The organism is Brevibacillus borstelensis (assembly GCF_036700025.1).
In the GTDB taxonomy this organism is placed as follows: Bacteria; Bacillota; Bacilli; order Brevibacillales; family Brevibacillaceae; genus Brevibacillus; species Brevibacillus borstelensis.
Genome location: NZ_CP144922.1, coordinates 4467805 through 4487283, shown reverse-complemented (window position 1 = coordinate 4487283; position 19479 = coordinate 4467805). Strand labels below are relative to the sequence as shown.

General features: G+C 59.1%; 19 protein-coding genes and 1 riboswitch. All 19 genes read left to right on the top strand.

Translation table 11 applies throughout. The features are described from left to right. The first annotated feature begins 96 nt into the window (after positions 1–96). Positions 97–314, top strand: a riboswitch (cobalamin riboswitch). A 224-nt stretch (positions 315–538) separates the two neighbouring features. After that, entirely contained in the window at positions 539–1087 is a 549-nt protein-coding gene (gene cobO, locus V5G20_RS21505) for a cob(I)yrinic acid a,c-diamide adenosyltransferase (RefSeq protein ID WP_003388124.1), read from the top strand. Next, positions 1087–2193, top strand: a complete 1107-nt coding sequence (gene cobD, locus V5G20_RS21500; RefSeq protein ID WP_171506170.1) for a threonine-phosphate decarboxylase CobD — start codon at positions 1087–1089, stop codon at positions 2191–2193. The genes cobO and cobD overlap by 1 nt, the downstream gene beginning before the upstream one ends. Next, a complete protein-coding gene (gene cobU / locus V5G20_RS21495) occupies positions 2190–2729 on the top strand; it encodes a bifunctional adenosylcobinamide kinase/adenosylcobinamide-phosphate guanylyltransferase (RefSeq protein WP_024983477.1) in 540 nt (179 codons plus the stop codon). Before cobD ends, cobU begins: the two co-directional genes overlap by 4 nt. Then, a complete protein-coding gene (locus V5G20_RS21490; RefSeq protein ID WP_003388119.1) occupies positions 2726–3544 on the top strand; it encodes an adenosylcobinamide-GDP ribazoletransferase in 819 nt (272 codons plus the stop codon). Before cobU ends, V5G20_RS21490 begins: the two co-directional genes overlap by 4 nt. Next, positions 3541–4179, top strand: a complete 639-nt coding sequence (locus tag V5G20_RS21485; RefSeq protein WP_327925747.1) for a histidine phosphatase family protein — start codon at positions 3541–3543, stop codon at positions 4177–4179. Before V5G20_RS21490 ends, V5G20_RS21485 begins: the two co-directional genes overlap by 4 nt. After that, positions 4180–5136: an adenosylcobinamide-phosphate synthase CbiB gene (gene cbiB, locus V5G20_RS21480; protein ID WP_338462146.1), complete on the top strand. Its 957-nt coding sequence runs from the start codon at positions 4180–4182 to the stop codon at positions 5134–5136. 46 nt (positions 5137–5182) lie between these two features. Then, on the top strand, positions 5183–6901 hold the full coding sequence (cobJ, locus tag V5G20_RS21475; RefSeq protein ID WP_338462144.1) for a precorrin-3B C(17)-methyltransferase: 1719 nt from the start codon (positions 5183–5185) through the stop codon (positions 6899–6901). Between the two features lie 103 nt (positions 6902–7004). Then, a complete protein-coding gene (locus V5G20_RS21470) occupies positions 7005–8033 on the top strand; it encodes a sirohydrochlorin chelatase (protein ID WP_338462143.1) in 1029 nt (342 codons plus the stop codon). 13 nt (positions 8034–8046) lie between these two features. Further along, positions 8047–8829, top strand: a complete 783-nt coding sequence (gene cobK, locus V5G20_RS21465; RefSeq protein ID WP_003388112.1) for a precorrin-6A reductase — start codon at positions 8047–8049, stop codon at positions 8827–8829. 148 nt (positions 8830–8977) lie between these two features. Beyond that, positions 8978–9628 (top strand): precorrin-8X methylmutase, encoded by a 651-nt coding sequence (locus V5G20_RS21460; RefSeq protein ID WP_003388111.1) that lies wholly within the window; start codon positions 8978–8980, stop codon positions 9626–9628. Between the two features lie 3 nt (positions 9629–9631). After that, positions 9632–10768, top strand: coding sequence for a cobalt-precorrin-5B (C(1))-methyltransferase (locus V5G20_RS21455; protein WP_243014629.1), 1137 nt, complete (start codon positions 9632–9634; stop codon positions 10766–10768). Further along, positions 10731–11960, top strand: a complete 1230-nt coding sequence (cbiE, locus tag V5G20_RS21450; RefSeq protein ID WP_338462140.1) for a precorrin-6y C5,15-methyltransferase (decarboxylating) subunit CbiE — start codon at positions 10731–10733, stop codon at positions 11958–11960. Before V5G20_RS21455 ends, cbiE begins: the two co-directional genes overlap by 38 nt. Continuing rightward, positions 11957–12673 (top strand): precorrin-2 C(20)-methyltransferase, encoded by a 717-nt coding sequence (gene cobI, locus V5G20_RS21445; protein WP_003388108.1) that lies wholly within the window; start codon positions 11957–11959, stop codon positions 12671–12673. Before cbiE ends, cobI begins: the two co-directional genes overlap by 4 nt. Further along, positions 12670–13452 (top strand): precorrin-4 C(11)-methyltransferase, encoded by a 783-nt coding sequence (gene cobM, locus V5G20_RS21440; protein ID WP_003388106.1) that lies wholly within the window; start codon positions 12670–12672, stop codon positions 13450–13452. Before cobI ends, cobM begins: the two co-directional genes overlap by 4 nt. Then, complete coding sequence (locus V5G20_RS21435; RefSeq protein ID WP_122958625.1) at positions 13449–14591, top strand: cobalt-precorrin 5A hydrolase; 1143 nt, start codon at positions 13449–13451, stop codon at positions 14589–14591. The genes cobM and V5G20_RS21435 overlap by 4 nt, the downstream gene beginning before the upstream one ends. Then, the gene (locus V5G20_RS21430) at positions 14588–15967 is read left to right on the top strand and encodes a cobyrinate a,c-diamide synthase (RefSeq protein WP_338462137.1); all 1380 of its coding nucleotides are present in this window, start codon (positions 14588–14590) and stop codon (positions 15965–15967) included. The genes V5G20_RS21435 and V5G20_RS21430 overlap by 4 nt, the downstream gene beginning before the upstream one ends. Before the next feature lie 175 nt (positions 15968–16142). Next, the gene (locus V5G20_RS21425) at positions 16143–17687 is read left to right on the top strand and encodes a cobyric acid synthase (protein ID WP_238986209.1); all 1545 of its coding nucleotides are present in this window, start codon (positions 16143–16145) and stop codon (positions 17685–17687) included. Then, positions 17635–18690 carry a nicotinate-nucleotide--dimethylbenzimidazole phosphoribosyltransferase gene (gene cobT, locus V5G20_RS21420; RefSeq protein WP_051567343.1) on the top strand — a complete coding sequence of 352 codons (1056 nt, stop codon included), beginning with the start codon at positions 17635–17637 and terminating at the stop codon, positions 18688–18690. Before V5G20_RS21425 ends, cobT begins: the two co-directional genes overlap by 53 nt. Further along, a complete protein-coding gene (gene cobA / locus V5G20_RS21415) occupies positions 18687–19478 on the top strand; it encodes a uroporphyrinogen-III C-methyltransferase (RefSeq protein ID WP_003388100.1) in 792 nt (263 codons plus the stop codon). Before cobT ends, cobA begins: the two co-directional genes overlap by 4 nt. Position 19479 lies beyond the last annotated feature (1 nt).

Genomic DNA, 19479 nt, shown 5'->3' with positions numbered 1-19479 from the left:
TGTTGAATAAAACTCGATGATCAGCTTGTTCTTTCTATCCGTGCCCACTTTTGTTATGATGATAGCAAGCGCCAGTCTTTGGCTGGCTGAACATTTCCATATCGCGCAAACAGGTCTTTGCTTCCTGCACGGTGCACGCCGCGGGAAGCGAAGTTAAAAGGGAAGTTTGGTGAAAATCCAACGCGGTCCCGCCACTGTAAGAGAGGAGTTTTCCTTCAAGGCATTTTGCCATCCACTGCCCCGGGTCGGGGACGGGAAGGAGAAGGAAAGCAGCGATTCTCGAGCCAGGAGACCTGCCTGTCTTGCCTGAGCACTGATTTCCTTCGGGTCAAAGGAAGAGGTGGATCGTTGTAGCGAACTGTCCGCGCTTTGTCTCCCTTTGTTTTCCAAAGGGAACAAGGCGTTTTTTTATACTTTTCGGAAGGTTGGCGTGTACTCCCCTGGAAAAGCAGGCGGCAGTTTCGCGTTTCACCCGGAGATTTGCCCGAGTGGCTTTGTATGTTCAAAAGGATTGCGCAGAACGAAGGAGGGGCTGTTGATGAGCAAGGCCGACAACAAGCGAGGGCTGCTGCTGGTCTATACAGGAGACGGAAAAGGCAAGACGACAGCGGCGTTAGGCTTGGCTGTACGTGCAACCGGCAGAGGAAAACGGGTTTTAATGATCCAGTTTATCAAGTCTCCGGAACGCACCTATGGCGAGAAGATTATTTTCGACCGTCTCGGAATCGAAATGGTGCAGATGGGCGTCGGCTTTACCTGGACCAAAACACCGGAGGAGCACCGCAGCGCCCTTGAAAAGGCGTGGAGCTTTGCCCGCGAAAAGGTGCTTGGCGGCGAGTACGATGTGGTGATCCTGGACGAATTGAACAATGCCCTGGCAATTGATCGTTTTCCGATTGACGATGTGCTCCCGCTGGCTGACGTGCTGGATACGGTCCAAAACAGGCCGCGCCACGTCCATCTGGTCATTACCGGCCGCAATGCGCAGCCCGCGATCATCGAGATGGCCGATCTTGTGACGGAGATGAAGCCGGTCAAGCACTACTATGACGAAGGCATTCCCGCTGTACTCGGAGTTGAGTACTGATGGGGCTGCTGGAGACCTACGGCCACGGCGGGGATCTGGTGACGGCTGCAGAGCGCTTTGGCGTATCGGCCGAGGCGTTCCTTGATTACAGCGCCAATATAAATCCGCTCGGTCCTCCGGCAAGGGTCCTGGAAGCGCTGGGGAGGTCGCTTACCGCCGTTATCCGCTATCCTGATCCCGGCCATCGAGCTTTCAAGCGGGCATTGGCTGCCCGGCTGCGTCTGCCGGAAGACGCCCTTTTGCCGGCAAATGGAGCGGCGGAAGCGATGGCGCTGGCCGTGCTCGCTCTGCAGCCGGAAAGCGCAGGTGTGGTGACGCCGTGCTTTTCCGAATATGCCCAACTTTCCCGCCAATTCGGCGCTCGCGTCGTGGAATGCGCGGGACGGGAAGAAAACGGCTTCAAGCCAGACGCGCGGGAGCTGTATCGGCTCTTTCGGGAGACGCAGCTCGTGTTCATCGGTTCTCCGAACAATCCGACCGGTCTATTGTATGAACCAGACGAGCTTTTGCAAATGGCCGAATGGACAAATGAAACCGGTACCCATTTGATTGTCGATGAAGCTTTTCTCGATTTTGCGGCTCGGGAGAAGCAGTTTACACTTGCGGATCGGCTAGGACATTTTCCGCGCGTCCTGTTGATACGCTCCATGACCAAAATGTTCGCTATCCCGGGGCTTCGGCTCGGTTATGCGATCGGTCACCCCGCACTGATCGAGAGGATGAGGAGCAAACAGGTGAGCTGGAGCGTCAACGGCTTGGCCTTGCTTGCGGGAGAGTTGTGTTTGCAGGAAGCGGATTATGAAGAAGAGACGAGGCGCCTCATCGCTGCAGAACGCCGCTTTTTGCTGGACGGACTGCAGTCGGGGCTGGGCTGGCAGGTATGGCCGGGAGAGGCCAACTTTTTGCTCGTTCGCTCCCCGGAATGGATAGACGCGACGGCGCTGCAGGAGGAAATGGGCAAACGGGGCATTCTGATCCGCAACTGCGCCATGTATCCGGGACTGACCGCCCGCGATTTTCGCATCGCCGTTCGCTCGCGGGCCGAGAATGAACGGCTGCTGTCTGCCTTTCATGATGTGATGGAAAAAAGGGGGGCGGTCTTGTGAGCCTTATTTTGGTCACAGGGGGCGTTCGGTCGGGAAAGAGCCGTTTTGCCGAGGAATTGGCCCGTGATGCCGCGCAGGACGTGTTGTACGTGGCGACAGGAAAAGCGTGGGACGATGAGATGGCCAGACGAATCGAGCTGCATCGGGAGCGCCGCCCTGATACGTGGGGATTGTGCGAGCTCGGCGGACGGCTGTCCGAATCGCTGGACGCGAGCAAAGGGTACAGTGTCGTCTTGCTCGATTGTCTCTCCACCTGGGTCAGCGGTCGCCTGATGGACATCCCGGAGCAGGCGTGGCGGGACGAATCCATTACAAAAGAGATTGTGGGAGAAGCAAAGGCGTGGCTGGATGCTGTCGCCCAAACGAATCAAACCGTGATTGCAGTAACGAGTGAAGTGGGTCTTGGCGGGGTAGCGATGTCGAGGCTGGGACGATGGTTTGCCGATATTTTGGGCGATGTGAATCAGCAAGCCGCGCGCCAGGCTGACACCGTCTATGCCGTGATCGCCGGGCTCCCCTGGAGGATGAAAGGATGAACGCATTTTTTCACGCGCTGACTTTTTTTACACGCATTCCCGTGCCGTGGCTGAAGCCGTCGGAAAAGGCTTGGCGTGACAGCGTCGCTTGGTATCCGGCTGTCGGGCTGGTGATCGGATGCGTGCTGTGGATCGTGCACGAGGCTGCATTATGGGCCTTTCCGCCGCTGATCGCCGCCGTTTTGACGTGCACGGCCTGGGTGTACATCACGGGAGGACTCCATCTGGACGGGTGGATGGACCTGGCGGATGGCCTCGGCAGCAGCCGTACGCAAGAACGCATGCTGGAGATTATGAAGGACAGCCGCTCGGGTGCCATGGCTGTCCTGGCTGCGATCCTGCTGCTCTTTTTGAAAACGGCAGGGATAACGGAACTGGCGGGTCTGCTGACAAATCCGCCAAACCAGGCAAGCTTGTCGGGTCTGTTAGCAGGTGGCCCAAGAGCGGAAGGGCTGACACTTTATAGCGGCTCTCTCCTGCTTGTCCTCATTCCATTTGCTGCCCGCGCTCATGTGCTGCTCGCGATACGCTGCTTCCCCAACGTTTCTTCCGACAACGGCGTCGGAAAAGGGATCGGTGCAGGGTTGCGGCTCTGGCATATTGTGGCGGCCTACGCAGCTGTCCTCGGACTTGGCTGGTGGATCGCCGGCATTCAGGCGATAGCGGCAGTCGCGGTGTCGCTTTTGTTCAGCCTCTGGTTCGCACGCGGCATCTGCCGCAGGCTCGGAGGACTGACGGGCGATTGCTACGGCGCGATCATTGAAAGCAGTGAAGCAGTGATGCTGCTTGTTGCGGCAGGGAGCTGGTGGACGTGAGATGGATCTGGATCAGGCACGGGGAGACAGAGGAAAATCGCGAAGGGCGCTATCTGGGACATACGGATGTGCCGCTGAATGACGCGGGGGTGGAGCAGGCGGCGCTTCTCGCCAGACAGCTCGGGCATGAACGCCCGGCCCATTTTTTTACCAGCGATTTGCTCCGCTGCGTGCAGACGGCTGATCGGCTGGCAGCGGTCTGGGGGATGAGTCCGATCCGGGTTCCTGAGCTTCGCGAGCTGTCTTTTGGCGAATGGGAGCGGCTCACCTACGAAGAACTGATGGTCAGAGAAAGCGTGCGGGCAAGCCGTTGGTACGACGATCCGTTCGGCATCGCGCCGCCGGGCGGAGAAACGCTGACGCAGCTGGGCGAACGAGTGAACCGCTGGTTGAGCGGCATGTGGAAAGAAATGAGAGATGCAAGCGGTTCAACGGAGCCGGATCACACGGTCGCATTGGTGACGCACGGTGGTGTCATCCGCTGGTTTCAGGCGGCCTGGCTGCACGGTGACCCCGGATTGTACTGGCACATGAAAGGACTCGGGCACGGTCAGGCTATGATCGTCGAGCATGTATCGGGGACGTGGAAGCCAGCATCGCACGCAATCGACATCAGGGAAGAGAGTGAAGCATAGATGACAACCGCTTTTCTCATCGTGGCGGCTTACGTGCTCGACCGCCTGGTTGGAGACCCGCGCAGTCTGCCGCATCCGGTAGTGATCATGGGGTGGTGTATTGCCCGCCTGGAGCGCGTCATCCGGCTGTCTGTCAAACAGGAGAAGGGCTTGAGGGCAGCCGGCTTGCTGTTTCCCCTCCTGATCGTCGGGGGCAGCTATGCGGTCGTCGCCGGACTTGTGTACGGCGCGGGGCTGATCCATCCCTGGCTGGCTATCGCGCTGGAAATCTGGCTGATCTCTACGACGATCGCGACCAAAGGCTTGGCGGATGCCGGATTGGAAATAGGCCGCTATCTGCTGGCCGGGGATCTGGCAATGGCCCGCCGTTCGCTATCGATGGTGGTCGGGCGGGACACGGGGCATCTGGGTGAGGCCGAGATCAGCCGCGGGGCTGTGGAGACGGTGGCGGAAAACATCGTCGATGCCATCGTGTCTCCGCTCTTTTACGCTGCGATCGGAGGCGCCCCGCTGGCGATGGCCTATCGGGCGGCGAACACGCTTGATTCCATGGTCGGCTACAAAAACGAGAAATACGTGAATCTCGGCTGGGCCTCCGCCCGCTTTGACGACGTGTTGAATTACATACCGGCCCGCCTCACTGCTCTGCTGTTGGTCGGGGCGAGCTGGCTGCAACGGCTGGACTGGCGCCGCTGCTACCGCATCATGCGGCGGGACGCCGGACTTCATCCCAGCCCCAACAGCGGTCTTCCGGAAGCGGCAGTCGCCGGGGCGCTGGGCGTTCAACTGGGCGGACTGAATTACTATCAGGGCGTGGCTTCTCACCGCGCCAAGCTGGGTGATCCGCTTCGGCCGCTGTGTGCAGGCGATATTGCGGCTACGGTGCGCTTGATGACAGTCACTTCGATCATGTGCACAGCCGGTCTGGCTGCTTTTGCTTATGTTCTGCATGGATGAACAGCGTTTTTCAAATAGAGGCAAAATAATGAAAGGGGGACTTTCTATGAGCGGCAAGCTGTTTGTGATCGGCTTCGGGCCGGGCAGCTTTGAGCATATTACCAAACGGGCGCGGGAAGCGATCGAAGAGAGTGACATCATCATCGGATATACCACTTATGTGGACCTGATCAGAGGGCTGTTGACCGATCAGGAGATCGTCAGCACCGGGATGACGGAGGAAGTGACGCGTGCGCGCGAAGCCGTTCGGCAGGCGGAAGCGGGCAAAAAGGTGGCCGTGATCTCCAGCGGCGATGCGGGCGTGTACGGCATGGCCGGACTCGTTTACGAGGTGCTCGTGGAAAAAGGCTGGACATCGGCGGAGGGCGTGGAGGTGGAGATCGTTCCGGGAATATCGGCGATCAACTCCTGCGGCACTCTGCTCGGCGCGCCCATCATGCACGATGCCTGCACGATCAGCCTGAGCGACCATCTCACGCCATGGGAGCTGATCGCCAAGCGGATCGACGCTGCGGGCATGGCCGATTTTGTCATCGCGCTGTACAACCCGCGCAGCGGGCGTCGCACCAGACAGATCGTCGAGGCACAGCGCATCCTGCTGCAGTACCGTTCCCCGGACACGCCGGTCGGGATCGTCAAGAGCGCCTATCGGGAGCGGGAGCATATCGTCATCACGACACTGGCAGAGATGCTGAACCATGACATCGGGATGCTGACGACGGTCATCATCGGGAACTCGTCCACATTTGTCTATGACGGCAAAATGATTACCCCGCGCGGCTATCAGCGGAAGTATACGCTTGCGACAGATGAGCAATCGCTGAAGCCCCATCAGCGGCTTCGCGTGGAAAACGAGCCGTGGTCGCTGGAGGCGGCTTCGCAAAACGCTGTGGAACAAGCGGCACCCGACGCAACTTCTTCACTTGTCGAACCACAGGTTGAAAAAGCGGACACAGCGAGCTTGCGGGCCACTCCCCAGCCAAAAGAGGAGACCGGCACATTGACGCCGTTTGACTGGGCGGCTCAGGCTTTGCAGGCAGTAAACGAATCCAGGGGGATCGAAACGGATGCTTCGCTCGTATCCTCCAGCCAGTCCCATCGCCCGGTCTTTGTCCCGGAAATGATTTTCGAGTGCGCGGTAAGTCCGGGCGTAGCCAACAAAAAGTTCACTCCGGCGCAGATGATGGCGCTTGCCCAGGCAGCCGGAGAAAAAGGGGAGCTGGAGTACACGCCGCACCACCAGATCATTTTGCGTGTTCCGACGAGCAACCCGGAGGAGGTAACTGCGCCGCTCCGCAACCTCGGTCTCATCTTGACTCCGGTCGGGGACGTCCTGCAGGTGAAGGCTTGCGACTTCTGCGACGGCGAGAAGAAGGACGCGATTCCGTACGCGGAGGAGATCCACCGCAAGCTGGGCGGACAGGAAATGCCAAAAGAGCTGAAGATCGGCGTAAACGGCTGCGGGATGGCCTGCTACGGGGCAGTTCAGGAAGACATCGGTCTCGTGTTCCGCAAGGGCAGGTTCGATCTGTTCCTCGGCGCCAAAACCGTGGGGAGAACGGCACATTCCGGCTTGCCGGTAGCGGAAGGCATCGAGCCGGAGGACATCGTTCCCTTGATCGAGCGGATTATTGACAGATACAAGCGGGAAGCATTCCCGAATGAAAGGTTCCACAAATTTTTCCAAAGGGTCGGCGAAATCGAGGGATACGTCTGGAGAGAGCCAGCCATTCCCAAAATTGAAAACGCTGTTTGCGGCGACTAGCCGCTAGATTCAAGCGCCAGCATATCCGGGGGTTTTGGTTTTGCAAAAGCAGCAAGGCCCCAAACCACGGGCCAGGCAGAAAAAATAACGGGGAGGAATCAGGATGGACGCGGTACTGTTTGTCGGACACGGGAGCAAGGATCCCGAAGGAAATGAAGAGGTAAGGCAGTTTGTGGCGTCGCTGATGCCGGAGATCGACGTTCCGATTCTGGAGACATGCTTTCTCGAATTTGAACGTCCCGATATGCTTCAGGGATTGGACGCCTGCGTAAAGCGGGGAGCCACTCGGGTAGCCGTCATCCCGATCATTCTGTTCTCGGCCGGGCACGCCAAGATTCACATTCCGGCGGCGATCGACGAAGCAAAAGCGAAATATCCGCATGTGCAATTTATTTACGGACGCCCAATAGGTATTCACGAAGAGGTCCTGAATATTTTGGCCACCCGCATGCAGGAAGCCGGCTTTGCATCCGGCGAGGAGCACGGGGACACAGCCGTTCTGATCATCGGACGCGGCAGCAGCGATGCGGACGCGAACAGCGACATCTACAAAATGTCCCGACTGTTCTGGGAACGCTGGAAGGCAAAGTGGGTGGAGACCGCTTTCATGGGTGTGACCTTCCCGCTGTACGAGGAAGGGATCGAGCGCTGCCTCAGGCTGGGGGCCCGCCGCGTCGTCGTCCTGCCGTACTTCCTGTTTACCGGCGTGCTGATCAAACGGATGGCCGACCAGCTTGAACAGTTCCGCGCTCGCTATCCAGAGGCTGAATTTACGCTGGCGGAGTACTTCGGCTTCCATCCGCTGCTCAAGGAAGTGCTGAAAGACCGGGTGGAAGAGGCGCTGCACGGCGAAGTCAAACTGAATTGCGATACTTGTCAGTACCGTCTGGCGGCGATGGAGCATATCGACCATCATCACCACCATCACGACGACGACCATGGGCATCATCACCATCATCACCATGGACACAGTCACGGTCACGCACATAGCCACGGTCACAGCCACGATCACGATCATGGGCACGGTCACGACCACAGCCACAGCCACGATCACGACCATGACCACGATCATGAACATAAACACGGACACAGCGACAATCACGCCCATGAGCATCACCCTGTAAAGAAATAAGGAGGGACGAGCGATGATTCTTGTATTGGCGGGAACCAGTGACGCCCGGGAGCTGGCTCTCTTGATCAAGGAAACCGGATATGACCTGCTTGCCACAGTCGTTACCGATAACGCGGCCAAAAGCATCGAGGAAGCGGGGCTGCCGGTGCAGGTAGGCCGTCTGACATCCGCCGACATCGAGGCGTTGATCCGTGAAAAAGGCTTTCAGGCGGTAGTGGACGCCAGCCACCCTTATGCCGAGGAAGCGTCGAAAAACGCGATGGCCGGAGCAGAGGCGGCGGGAGTTCCCTACATCCGGTACGAACGCGAAAGCGCCCAGTCGCCGGGGCACGAGAAGATCATCTTCGCCGAGGACTACGTCCAAGCCGCCGAGATAGCGGCAGAAAAGCGCGGTGTGATCATGCTGACGACCGGCAGCAAAACGTTGAAAATCTTTTCCGACCGGCTCTTGGGCTTGCCGGATACGACGCTGGTGGCTCGCATGCTTCCGCGCACCGACAACATGCAAAAATGCGAGGAGCTGGGCATCGAGCAAAAAAATATCGTCGCCATGCAGGGCCCTTTTTCCAAGGAGCTGAACAAGGCCCTCTATGACCACTACAAAGTGACGCTGATGATCACCAAGGAGAGCGGCAAAGTCGGCGCCTTTGACGAAAAGGTGGAAGCAGCGCTGGAAATGGGCATCGAGACGATTGTCATCGCCCGGCCCAAGATCGATTACGGCACCAAATTTTCCGACTTCGCCGGAGTGATCGGTCAGTTGAAGCAGCTGCTGCCCCTGCCGCAAGAAGCGTAACGGGCGGTTTTTCAGAGAAAATAGAGCGGAACGCTTGGCGAGATAAATTGAAACAAGCAAGTAAGCAAGGACGAATCGTTCGGCTTGGCCGAAATCTAACGGCTTGCTGCAGCCAAAGCCAAACCCCAATACAAAGGAGGAGCATACCATGGATTTTCGCACGGAATTCAAGCCTTTGACCGTACAACCGCAAGAAATCGAGGAAAAGAGCTTTCAAATCATCACCGAAGAGCTCGGAGAGCATCCTTTCACCGAAGAGCAGTACCCTGTCGTGCAGCGCGTCATCCACGCCTCGGCGGACTTTGACCTGGGGCGCAGTCTCGTATTCCACCCGGATGCGGTGAAAGCGGGCATTCAGGCGATCCGAAGCGGCAAGATTGTCGTGGCCGACGTCCAGATGGTTCAGGTCGGGATCAGCAAGAACCGGATCGAAAAATTCGGCGGCGAAGTGAAGGTGTACATCTCCGACAAGGATGTCATGGAGGAAGCGAAGCGCCTGAACACCACGCGCGCAATCATCTCCATTCGCAAAGCGGTCAAAGAAGCGGAGGGCGGCATTTTCGCGATCGGCAATGCGCCGACAGCGCTTCTGGAGCTGATCCGTCTGGTCAAAGAGGGAGAGGCGAAGCCGGGCCTGATCATCGGGATGCCAGTCGGCTTTGTGTCGGCGGCAGAGTCCAAGGAAGAGCTGGCCAAGCTGGATGTGCCTTTCATCACAAACATCGGGCGGAAAGGCGGGAGCCCTGTTACGGTGGCTGCGCTCAACGCACTCTCGCTGATGGCGGAACGGCAGGGATAATTCATGGCGGGGAAAGCGACTGCGGAGGAAAAGGAAGCAAAACCATTGCGTCACGGCTATACAACCGGTTCATGCGCCACGGCAGCCACCAAAGCGGCGCTGACCGCCCTGATCACGCAGCAAGAACAGCGCGAGGCGACGATCCGTCTGCCGATCGGACAGGACGTCAGCTTCCAGACGGAAAGCTGCGAGTTTGATGCCGTTTCCGCGACAGCAGGAATTATCAAGGACGGCGGGGATGACCCCGATGCGACCCACGGCGCTTTGATCGTCAGTACGGTGAGCTGGCTGGACGAACCGGGGATCGTGCTGGACGGCGGAATCGGCGTGGGCCGCGTCACCAAGCCGGGCCTGCCTGTCCCCATCGGTGAAGCTGCGATCAATCCGGTCCCGCGCAAAATGATCAGGGAGACCGCGCAGGCCGTCCTGGATGAGCACGGGATCGAGCGGGGGATCAAAATCGTCATTTCCGTACCGGCTGGCGAGGAAATCGCCAAAAAGACCTTGAACGGCCGGCTTGGCATCATCGGGGGCATCTCCATTCTGGGTACGCGCGGCATCGTCGTGCCGTTTTCCACGTCCGCCTACAAGGCCAGCGTCGCCCAGGCGATCAACGTCGCGCAGAAGATGGGCTGCCGCCACATCGTGCTTTCCACGGGAGGCAAAAGCGAGCAGTTTGGCATGACGCAGTATCCGGAGCTGCCCGAGGAAGCATTCGTGGAGATGGGCGATTTTGTCGGCTTTGCGCTCAAGCAATGCAAGCTCAAGGGCATCGAAAAGGTGACGCTGGTGGGCATGATGGGGAAATTCTCCAAGGTGGCGCAGGGCGTCATGATGGTCCATTCCAAAAGCGCTCCCGTCGACTTCGGCTTTCTGGCCCAGCTCGTCCGGGAGGCGGGTGCACCGGAAGCGTTGGTCGAGGAGGCGCGGGGAGCCAATACCGCTTCCCAGGTAGGGGACATGATGGCAGAATACCCCCTCTTTTTTGAAAAGCTGTGCGAAAGCTGCTCGCGGGCAGGACTTCGCGAGGTTGGCGGGGGCATGGAGATCGAGACCATGCTGATCACGATGAAAGGAACCCTGTTGGGGAAGGTGACGGTTCATGACACAGGCAATGAAGGTGATTGGAATCGGGGATGACGGTGCGCAAAGCCTGCTGCCGTTGTACCGGACGTGGATAGAGGAAAGCGAGCTGCTCGTGGGGGGAGAACGGCATCTCTCCTTTTTTCCCGATTATCCGGGGGAAAAGCTGGTTTTAAAAGGCGGCCTGACCGCCATGGTCGAGCAATTGCGCGAGGAGAAGCGGAAAACGGTCATCCTTGCCTCCGGGGACCCGCTGTTCTACGGAATCGGCAGCCTGCTCGCGAAAAAATTGCAGGTGGAGATTTATCCGCATCTCAGCTCGATCCAGCTTGCTTTTGCCAGGATGGGAGAGGCGTGGCAGGATGCCGCGTTTCTCAGCATTCACGGGCGCAGCATCAAGGGTCTGGCCCAGCGGATCGACGGCAAGGAAAAAGTGGCCCTCCTGACCGATCAGGAAAACAATCCGGCTGCGATTGCCCGCTACCTGCTCTCGTTTGGCATGAACGAGTACGACGCCTTCGTCGGGGAAAATCTCGGCAGCGCCGGGGAGCGGACAGGCTGGTACTCGCTGGAGGAGATGGCGGACGGGGGTTTCGCAGATCTGAACGTGGTCATTTTGCGCAAACGCAGACAGGGCCCGATATGGCCGCTCGGCATCGCCGATGAGCAATTTTCCCAGCGCAAGCCCGACAAGGGGCTGATCACGAAAAAGGAAGTGCGTATTCTGAGCATCGCGCAGCTGCAGCTCCACGCCAAAAGCATCGTGTGGGACATCGGCACCTGCACCGGTTCGGTGGCAATTGAGGCAGCACGCATCGCCCGCGAAGGGGAAGTGTACGCGGTCGAGAAAAATGCGGACGATCTGGCCAACTGCCGGGAAAACATGGCCAAGTTCCGCACCGATTTTACCGTTGTGCACGCCAAGGCTCCGGAAGGACTCGACCAGTTCCCCGACCCGGATGCGGTGTTTATCGGAGGGAGCGGCGGCGAGCTTCGCGAGCTGCTCGGCATTTGCTGCAGCCGGCTCAGGCCAAATGGCCGCATCGTGGTCAACGCCGCGACGATCGAGACGTTGTACGAAGCGACGCAGGCATTCGCTGCGGAAGGCTTTGAGACATCGGTTACGCTGGCGCAGCTTTCGCGCAGCAAGCCGATTTTGTCAATGACAAGGTTTGAGGGATTGAACCCGATTTATATCATTACCGCCTGGGCCAAGCAGGAGGACAAGCAAGGAGGAGACAGCCAGTGAGCACCATCGGAACACTGTACGGCATCGGAGTCGGTCCGGGAGACCCGGAATTGATCACGGTCAAGGCATTTCGCCTTTTGCAGCAATCGCCAGTCGTCGCCTATCCAAAGAAACGGATGGGCAGCAAAAGCTACGCGCACCAAATCGCGGAGCTGTACGTCAAGCCTTCGCCGGACAAGGAAATGCTCGGCCTCGTTTTTCCGATGACCAAGGACAAGGACATTTTGGAGCGGGAGTGGAACAACACTGCCGACATCGTCTGGGAGCGGCTTCGCGAAGGGAAGGATGTCGCCTTTGTCACAGAGGGAGACCCGCTGTTTTACAGCACATTCATTCACATGATGCGCGTCATGAAGGAGAAATACCCGGAGGTTCCGGTCGTGTCGGTGCCGGGCATTTCGTCCTTTCTCGGCGCGGCAGCCCGCCTCAATCTGCCGCTCGCGGACGGCGATGAACAGATCGGAATCATTCCGGCTACAGAAGACCGCGAAGCGATGCGCAAAGCGATTGAAGAGCACGACTGCGTCATTTTCCTGAAGGTAGCCAAAGTGCTGCCGATGATCATCGGGCTGCTCAAAGAGCTGGACTTGGTCGATCATGCCGCAGTGGCAACCAAAGTCACCTCCTCGGAGGAAATGATCTGGACCAATGTCCGCGAGCTGGAGCGGGCAGAGCTTGGCTATCTCACGCTGATGGTGGTGAAAAAGGGATGAAACTGTACATAGTTGGCGCAGGACCGGGAGACCCGGATTTGATCACGGTAAAAGGCTTGAAGCTGCTGCAATCGGCAGATGTCGTCCTGTACACGGATTCGCTTGTAAACGACGAGCTGGTCGCAAAGGCGAAGCCGGGGGCAGAAGTTTTGCAAAGCTCGGGGATGGCGCTGGAAGAGATGGTGGGACTGCTCGTCGACCGCATCCGCCAGGGAAAAACGGTCGTGCGTCTGCACACCGGCGATCCGTCCGTGTACGGAGCGACGATGGAACAAATCGCACTGCTGAAAGAAGCGGGCATTGAGGTGGAGATCGTCCCAGGCGTCAGCTCCGTCTTCGCGGCGGCAGCGGCAGTCGGAGCGGAACTGACTATCCCTGAGCTGACCCAGACGTTGATCCTGACCCGTGCAGAGGGACGGACGCCTGTGCCGGAGCGGGAAAAGCTGCGGGCGCTGGCTGAGCATCACTGCACCATCGCGCTTTTCCTGAGCGCGACGTTGACCAAAAAGGTGGTCCGCGAGCTGACGGAGGCAGGCTGGAGTCTGGATACGCCAGTCGCTGTGGTGCAGCGCGCAAGCTGGCCGGATCAGATCATCGTGCGGACGACGCTGAGGAACCTGGATGAGGATATGGGCAAGAACGGCATCCGCTCCCACGCGATGATTTTGGCCGGCTGGGCGCTGGACCCCGACATCCACGCCAAAAGCGAGCAGCATCGCTCCAAGCTGTACGATAAAACCTTTACGCACGGGTACAGAAAAGGTGTGAAAGAAGGATGAACATCGAGCTGACCGAAGGAGAAATCCCGGCGATCCGGCAGAGAGGCGAGTACGCCATCGTCGCCATCACCAAGCACGGCGTCGAGATGGCCCGCAACCTTCACCAGACCTTTCCCGGATGCGACCTGTACTACATGAGCAAGTTTGCCAAAGGAGACGAGGAAGCCAGAGGCATCCAGATGTTCAACAACAGCGTGCGGATGCTGTTTCCCGCTCTTTGGCCTGCTTACAAAGGACTGATTCTGATCATTTCCCTCGGGGCCGTGATCAGGATGATCGCCCCCATCTTGCAGGACAAAAAAACAGACCCCGGGGTCGTCGTCATAGACGACAGAGGAGAAAACGTGATCAGCGTGCTGTCGGGGCATCTGGGCGGCGCCAACGAGCTGGCCCGGGAAGTGGCTGCTGTACTGGGCGCAAATCCGGTCATCACCACGGCTTCCGACGTGCAGAAGACGATTCCCGTTGATCTGTTTGGCCGCCGCTTCGGCTGGGAGTGGGAGTCGGACGAAAAATTGACGCCGGTCAGCGCCTCGGTCGTCAACGAGGAAAAGGTCGCTGTCGTCGTAGAGTCGGGCGAGCGCAACTGGTGGATGCATGATACGCCGATGCCCCCGTCCATCCACGTGTTCGATACGATTTCGGAAGCGCTTGCTGCCGAGCCGCACGGCGCTTTGGTCGTCACCCACAGAATCCTGTCTTCGGAGGAAGAGGCCATTTTGGAAAACGGCGTTCTGTACAGGCCCAAGGTGATCGTGCTCGGGATGGGCTGCAACCGCGGCACCTCCGCCGATGAAATCGAGTCGGTGATCAAGGAAACGCTGGCTGAGCTTCGCTTCTCCATCAAGAGCGTAAAGGCTCTGGCCACGATCGAGCTGAAAAAGGATGAAGAGGGACTCATAGAGGTTTGCAGCAAATACGGCTGGCCGTTCGTCTGGTATTCCCCGGAGGAGCTGAACACGGTGAAGCTGGAGGAGCCGTCCGAGACCGTGTACAAGTTTACTGGCGCGTATGGCGTCAGCGAACCGGCCGCGAAGCTGTATGCGGGCGTCGACCAGCTCGTGCTGACGAAGAAAAAGTCGGGCAACGTGACCATTTCCGTCGCCCTGATGCCGTATGGCGGGGAGGGAAGACCATGAGCAAGAGCCGTCGTCTCGTCATTGCGGGTACGGGAAGCGGGGCGGGAAAAACGACCGTGACCATCGGCCTGATGGCCGCCCTGAAGCGCAAAGGCCATGTCGTACAGGGCTTCAAATGCGGACCAGACTACATCGATCCGACGTACCATACAGCCGTGACCGGGCGGGTTTCCCGCAATCTGGACAGCTGGATGCTGGATCATCATACGATGAAAGAAATCTTTGCCCGGGGCAGCCGGGGTGCCGACATTTCCATCATTGAAGGCGTCATGGGCATGTACGACGGCAAGGACCCGACAAATGACAAGGGGAGCACGGCGGAAATCAGTATCCTGACCCAATCTCCGGTCCTTTTGGTTATAGGTGCGCAGAGCATGGCCCGGAGTGCCGCGGCGATCGTCAAAGGCTTTCAAATGCTGAACCGGGAGGCCCGCATCGTCGGGGTAATCGCCAACAAGGTCGGCAGCGAAGGGCATTTCAAGATCGTCAAAACAGCGATCGAGCAGGAGTGCGGCGTCCCCGTCGTGGGCTATTTGAAGCGGGAGAGCGATCTGGAGATTCCGGAGCGTCACCTCGGCCTGGTGCCTTCCGTCGAGCGCGGCGAGCTGGCCCCGCTGTTTGAGAGGCTTGCCGACCTGATCGCGGAGACAGTCGACGTGGACCGCATTTGGGAGCTGGCCCAGGCTGAGGAGCTTGTGGTGGAGCCACGGATGTTTGGTTCCGTTTCCAGCCAATCCCCGCGGGTGAAGATCGCCGTCGCCAAAGACCCGGCGTTTCATTTCTACTATCCGGAGAATTTTGAATTGTTGGAAGCGTACGGAGCCCGGCTCCACTACTTTTCTCCGCTTGCCGGAGAGACTGTGCCGCCTGATGCCGACGGACTTTACATCGGCGGAGGCTTTCCGGAGGAGTTTGCCGCGGAGCTGTCGGAAAACACAGCCGTACTGGAATCGTTTCGGAATGCCATCCGCTCCGGCTTGCCTACGCTCGCTGAATGCGGCGGGTTCATGTATTTGACTGAGGCGATCGTGACGACCGACGGCAGCGTCTACCCGATGGCCGGTTTGATCCCGGGAAAGGTATCGATGCAAAAGCGCCTGGCTGCTCTCGGCTACCGCGAAGTCACCGGAAAAGCGGGCAACTTCCTGATCGGACCGGACGAGCAGGCGAAAGGGCATGAATTCCACTACTCGACTTTCGCAGCCGACGAGGAACTGCCGCATGCCTACGAAACAAAAGGGCTGCGCGGCACCAAGCCGGAAGGGTACGCACAAGACAATCTCGTCGCGGGCTACACCCACCTGCACTTTGCCTCCAATCCGGCATTGGCGAAGCGTTGGGTGGAGCGGTGCCTGGAGGTGAAGAGGCGTGGCTGATCATGGAGCTTTTGACCGCAGCGGAACTAAGTCTGCAGGCAGCGGCATGCCTGGCGCGAATGGAGCCGGAGTTGCAAACAGCGCAGCTCGCGAAACCGTTCAAACAGCGCCTGCCAGCCTCCCGGGGAACGCTCCGGCTCCGGCAAAGGAGAAAAAATCCCAAGCCCTGCCGCTGATGATCCAGGGAACCAGCTCCGACGCCGGGAAAAGCGTGATCGCGACAGCGTTTTGCCGCATTTTCGCCCAGGACGGATACCGGACAGCACCGTTCAAATCGCAAAACATGGCGCTCAATTCGTACGTGACCATAGACGGCAAGGAGATCGGACGGGCGCAGGGCGTTCAGGCCGAGGCGGCAGGCATCGCCGCCACGACAGATATGAATCCGATCCTGATCAAGCCAACCCGGGATGCGGAATCCCAGATCGTGGTCAACGGCGAGCCGTACGGCAACATGAAAGCGATGGCCTACCGGACCGAGTTTTACGACCAGGGCTTGCGCGTGATCGAAGACGCTTATCAAAGACTGGCCACATCCTATGACCGGATTGTCATCGAGGGAGCCGGCAGTCCCGCGGAAGTGAACCTCAATGACCGCGAGCTCGTCAACATGCGGGTCGCCCGGCTGGTGAATGCGCCGGTCATTCTCGTCGCCGACATCGAGCGCGGCGGGGTATTCGCCAGTCTCGTCGGAACGCTCCAGCTGCTGGAGCCGCAAGACCGCGAGCGGGTGATCGGAGTGATCATCAACCGGTTCCGCGGCGATCTGTCGCTCCTGCAGCCGGGGCTGGACTGGTTTGAACGCTATACAGGCAAGCCGGTGCTCGGCGTCGTTCCGTTTATTCCCGACCTGTGGATCGATGCGGAGGATTCGCTGATTCTGCACCGCTATCAGGGGCAGGCGGAAAAGACGAGGGAGATTGACATCGCGGTCATCCGCTATCCCCGCATCTCGAATTTTACCGACATCGATCCGTTTTTCGTGGAGCCGGATTGCCGCGTCCGCTTTGTCACCCGCACGGAAGAGCTGGGCGAGCCTGACCTGGTCATTTTGCCGGGGAGCAAGAATACACTGGAAGATTTGCTGTTTTTGAGAAAGACCGGGCTGGAGCAGTCGATTCTGGATTTGCACCGGGCTGGACGCAGCTTTTTGGCGGGAATTTGCGGCGGGTACCAGATGCTGGGGAGCGTGATTTACGATCCGGCAGGGGTGGAGTCTCCACTGAAATCAGCAGCCGGCATGGGGCTGATTCCGATGGAAACGACGATGGAGCAGCGCAAAACGACCGTTTTGTCGAGGGGAGTCGCCGCTTTTGCCGGAGAGAAGATCCCTCTGGATGGTTACGAAATTCACATGGGCCGCTCTGTTTTTACCGGACAGGCATCTCCATTTATCCGGTTGGAGGATCGCACGGACGGCTATTGCGATGAGGAGCGCCGTGTGCTTGGCACGTATTTTCACGGGTTGTTTCACAGCGATCCGCTTCGGATGCGCCTGCTCAATGCGCTTCGCAAAAGAAAGGGACTGGCTCCGATCACGGAGCGGCCTTCTTTCGTGGCGTTGAGAGAGCAAGGATTCGATTTGATCGCAGATACCGTCAGGAGCCATGTGCGTCTGGACATCATCGAAGAGCAGATGAGAGCTTTTCAGGGGAGTGAGTGCGTAAATGAACACAGCAGATTGGAAGAACAAGCTGGCACAGGTACAACCGCGAAATGAGGAGGCAGCGCAGCAGGCAAGCAGGCATGTGAATCAACTGACGAAGCCGCTCGGCAGCCTGGGCAGACTGGAGAGCTTGGCTGTGGAGCTGGCTGCGATGACAGGGGAGCCCTTTCCGGCGGTCACTCCGCCCGGCGTCCTTGTGTTTGCCGCCGATCATGGCGTGGCGGCAGAGGGGGTCTCTGCGTATCCGCAGGAAGTGACTGCACAGATGGTAGCCAATTTCGCACACGGAGGGGCAGCCATCAATGTATTTTCCAGGCAGATCGGCGCCCTGCTACACGTCGTCGATGTCGGCGTCGCAGTCGATGTGGATGCTCCCGGTGTTTGGACGAAGAAAGTTCGGCCCGGTACAGCCAGCTTTTTGCGCGAGCGGGCGATGACTCGCGAGGAAGCGGAGCAGTGCGTGCAGATAGGATTTGAAAGCGCCGAGGCGATCATCGACGAGGGGGCAAAGCTGTTGATCGTCGGTGAGATGGGCATCGGCAATACGACCGCCAGCAGCGCTCTGCTCGCTGCCTTGACGGGAGCGGAGCCGGATGAGCTGGTCGGACGCGGAACGGGAGTCTCCGACGAGAAATGGCAAAAGAAAAAAGCGGTGGTGAAAGAAGCGCTTTCCCTGCATCAGCCTGACGCGGGCGATCCGCTCGACGCGCTCTCCAAAGTAGGCGGCCTGGAGATCGGCTCGATGGCCGGAGCCATCCTTTGCGCGGCATCAAGACGAGTCCCGGTCCTGCTTGACGGCTTCATTTCGACCGTCGCTGCCTTGCTCGCCGTTCGCCTCTGCCCGGTTTCTGCCGAGTACCTTTTGGGCGGACATCGCTCACAGGAGCCGGGCCATGCGTTTGCTCTGCAAACACTTGGAAAGGAGCCGCTTGTGGACCTTGGCCTGAGGCTTGGGGAAGGCAGCGGAGCGGCGGTCGCGTTTCCGATCGTCGAGGCGGCGACGCGGATGCTGCGGGAGATGGCTACGTTTGATGAGGCGGGGGTGAGCAGCGAGTGAGCAAGACTGGCCGCGTTTACCTCGTAGGAGCGGGTCCCGGCGACCCGAAGCTGATTACCGTAAAAGGTCTGGAGTGCTTGCAGCAGGCAGATGTGGTGATTTACGACCGGCTGGCAAACCCGGCTCTGTTGGAGCACGCCCCGGACGATGCTGAGCGCATCTACTGCGGCAAGCTTCCGGACAACCACACGATGCGGCAGGAGGCGATCAACGCCTTGCTGGCAGAAAAGGCGCTGGAAGGCAAGACGGTCGTCCGGCTGAAGGGCGGCGATCCGTGCGTATTCGGCAGAGTGGGCGAGGAAGCGGAGCATCTGGCGCAGCTCGGCATTCCGTTCGAGATCGTTCCCGGCGTGACAGCGGGCATTGCTGTTCCGGCTTACGCGGGCATTCCGGTGACACATAGGGAGTACGGATCGTCATTTGCAGTGGTCACCGGGCATTTGCGCGAGGGCAGAGCGGAAACGGCGGAAGCAGAAGACGCACAGGACGCCGTCAGCGACAAGTGGCAGGCGCTGGCGAAAGGCATCGATACCGTAGCCTTTTACATGGGAGTGGGCAATCTCCCGTTCATCCGCAAACAGCTGATCGCCCACGGCCGCGCACCGGAAACGCCTGTCGCCGTGATCGCCTGGGGAACGATGCCCGAGCAGACGACTGTGACCGGCACGCTGGCTGACATCGAAGAACGGCTGGCGGCAGGTCCGCATATCTCCAACCCGGCGATTATTCTGGTGGGCGACGTCGTCAACATGCGAGAGAAGATCAACTGGTTTGAGCGGATGGAGTGAG

Bases quoted from the DNA above. Each gene is read 5' to 3' on its own strand.
- cobJ (WP_338462144.1), top strand. From the start codon at position 5,183: ATGAGCGGCAAGCTGTTTGTGATCGGCTTCGGGCCGGGCAGCTTTGAG.
- cobM (WP_003388106.1), top strand. From the start codon at position 12,670: ATGAAACTGTACATAGTTGGCGCAGGACCGGGAGACCCGGATTTGATC.
- cobO (WP_003388124.1), top strand. From the start codon at position 539: ATGAGCAAGGCCGACAACAAGCGAGGGCTGCTGCTGGTCTATACAGGA.
- V5G20_RS21430 (WP_338462137.1), top strand. From the start codon at position 14,588: ATGAGCAAGAGCCGTCGTCTCGTCATTGCGGGTACGGGAAGCGGGGCG.
- V5G20_RS21470 (WP_338462143.1), top strand. From the start codon at position 7,005: ATGGACGCGGTACTGTTTGTCGGACACGGGAGCAAGGATCCCGAAGGA.
- V5G20_RS21460 (WP_003388111.1), top strand. From the start codon at position 8,978: ATGGATTTTCGCACGGAATTCAAGCCTTTGACCGTACAACCGCAAGAA.
- cobT (WP_051567343.1), top strand. From the start codon at position 17,635: ATGAACACAGCAGATTGGAAGAACAAGCTGGCACAGGTACAACCGCGA.
- cbiE (WP_338462140.1), top strand. From the start codon at position 10,731: ATGACACAGGCAATGAAGGTGATTGGAATCGGGGATGACGGTGCGCAA.
- cobD (WP_171506170.1), top strand. From the start codon at position 1,087: ATGGGGCTGCTGGAGACCTACGGCCACGGCGGGGATCTGGTGACGGCT.
- V5G20_RS21435 (WP_122958625.1), top strand. From the start codon at position 13,449: ATGAACATCGAGCTGACCGAAGGAGAAATCCCGGCGATCCGGCAGAGA.
- V5G20_RS21425 (WP_238986209.1), top strand. From the start codon at position 16,143: ATGATCCAGGGAACCAGCTCCGACGCCGGGAAAAGCGTGATCGCGACA.
- V5G20_RS21490 (WP_003388119.1), top strand. From the start codon at position 2,726: ATGAACGCATTTTTTCACGCGCTGACTTTTTTTACACGCATTCCCGTG.
- cbiB (WP_338462146.1), top strand. From the start codon at position 4,180: ATGACAACCGCTTTTCTCATCGTGGCGGCTTACGTGCTCGACCGCCTG.
- V5G20_RS21455 (WP_243014629.1), top strand. From the start codon at position 9,632: ATGGCGGGGAAAGCGACTGCGGAGGAAAAGGAAGCAAAACCATTGCGT.
- cobK (WP_003388112.1), top strand. From the start codon at position 8,047: ATGATTCTTGTATTGGCGGGAACCAGTGACGCCCGGGAGCTGGCTCTC.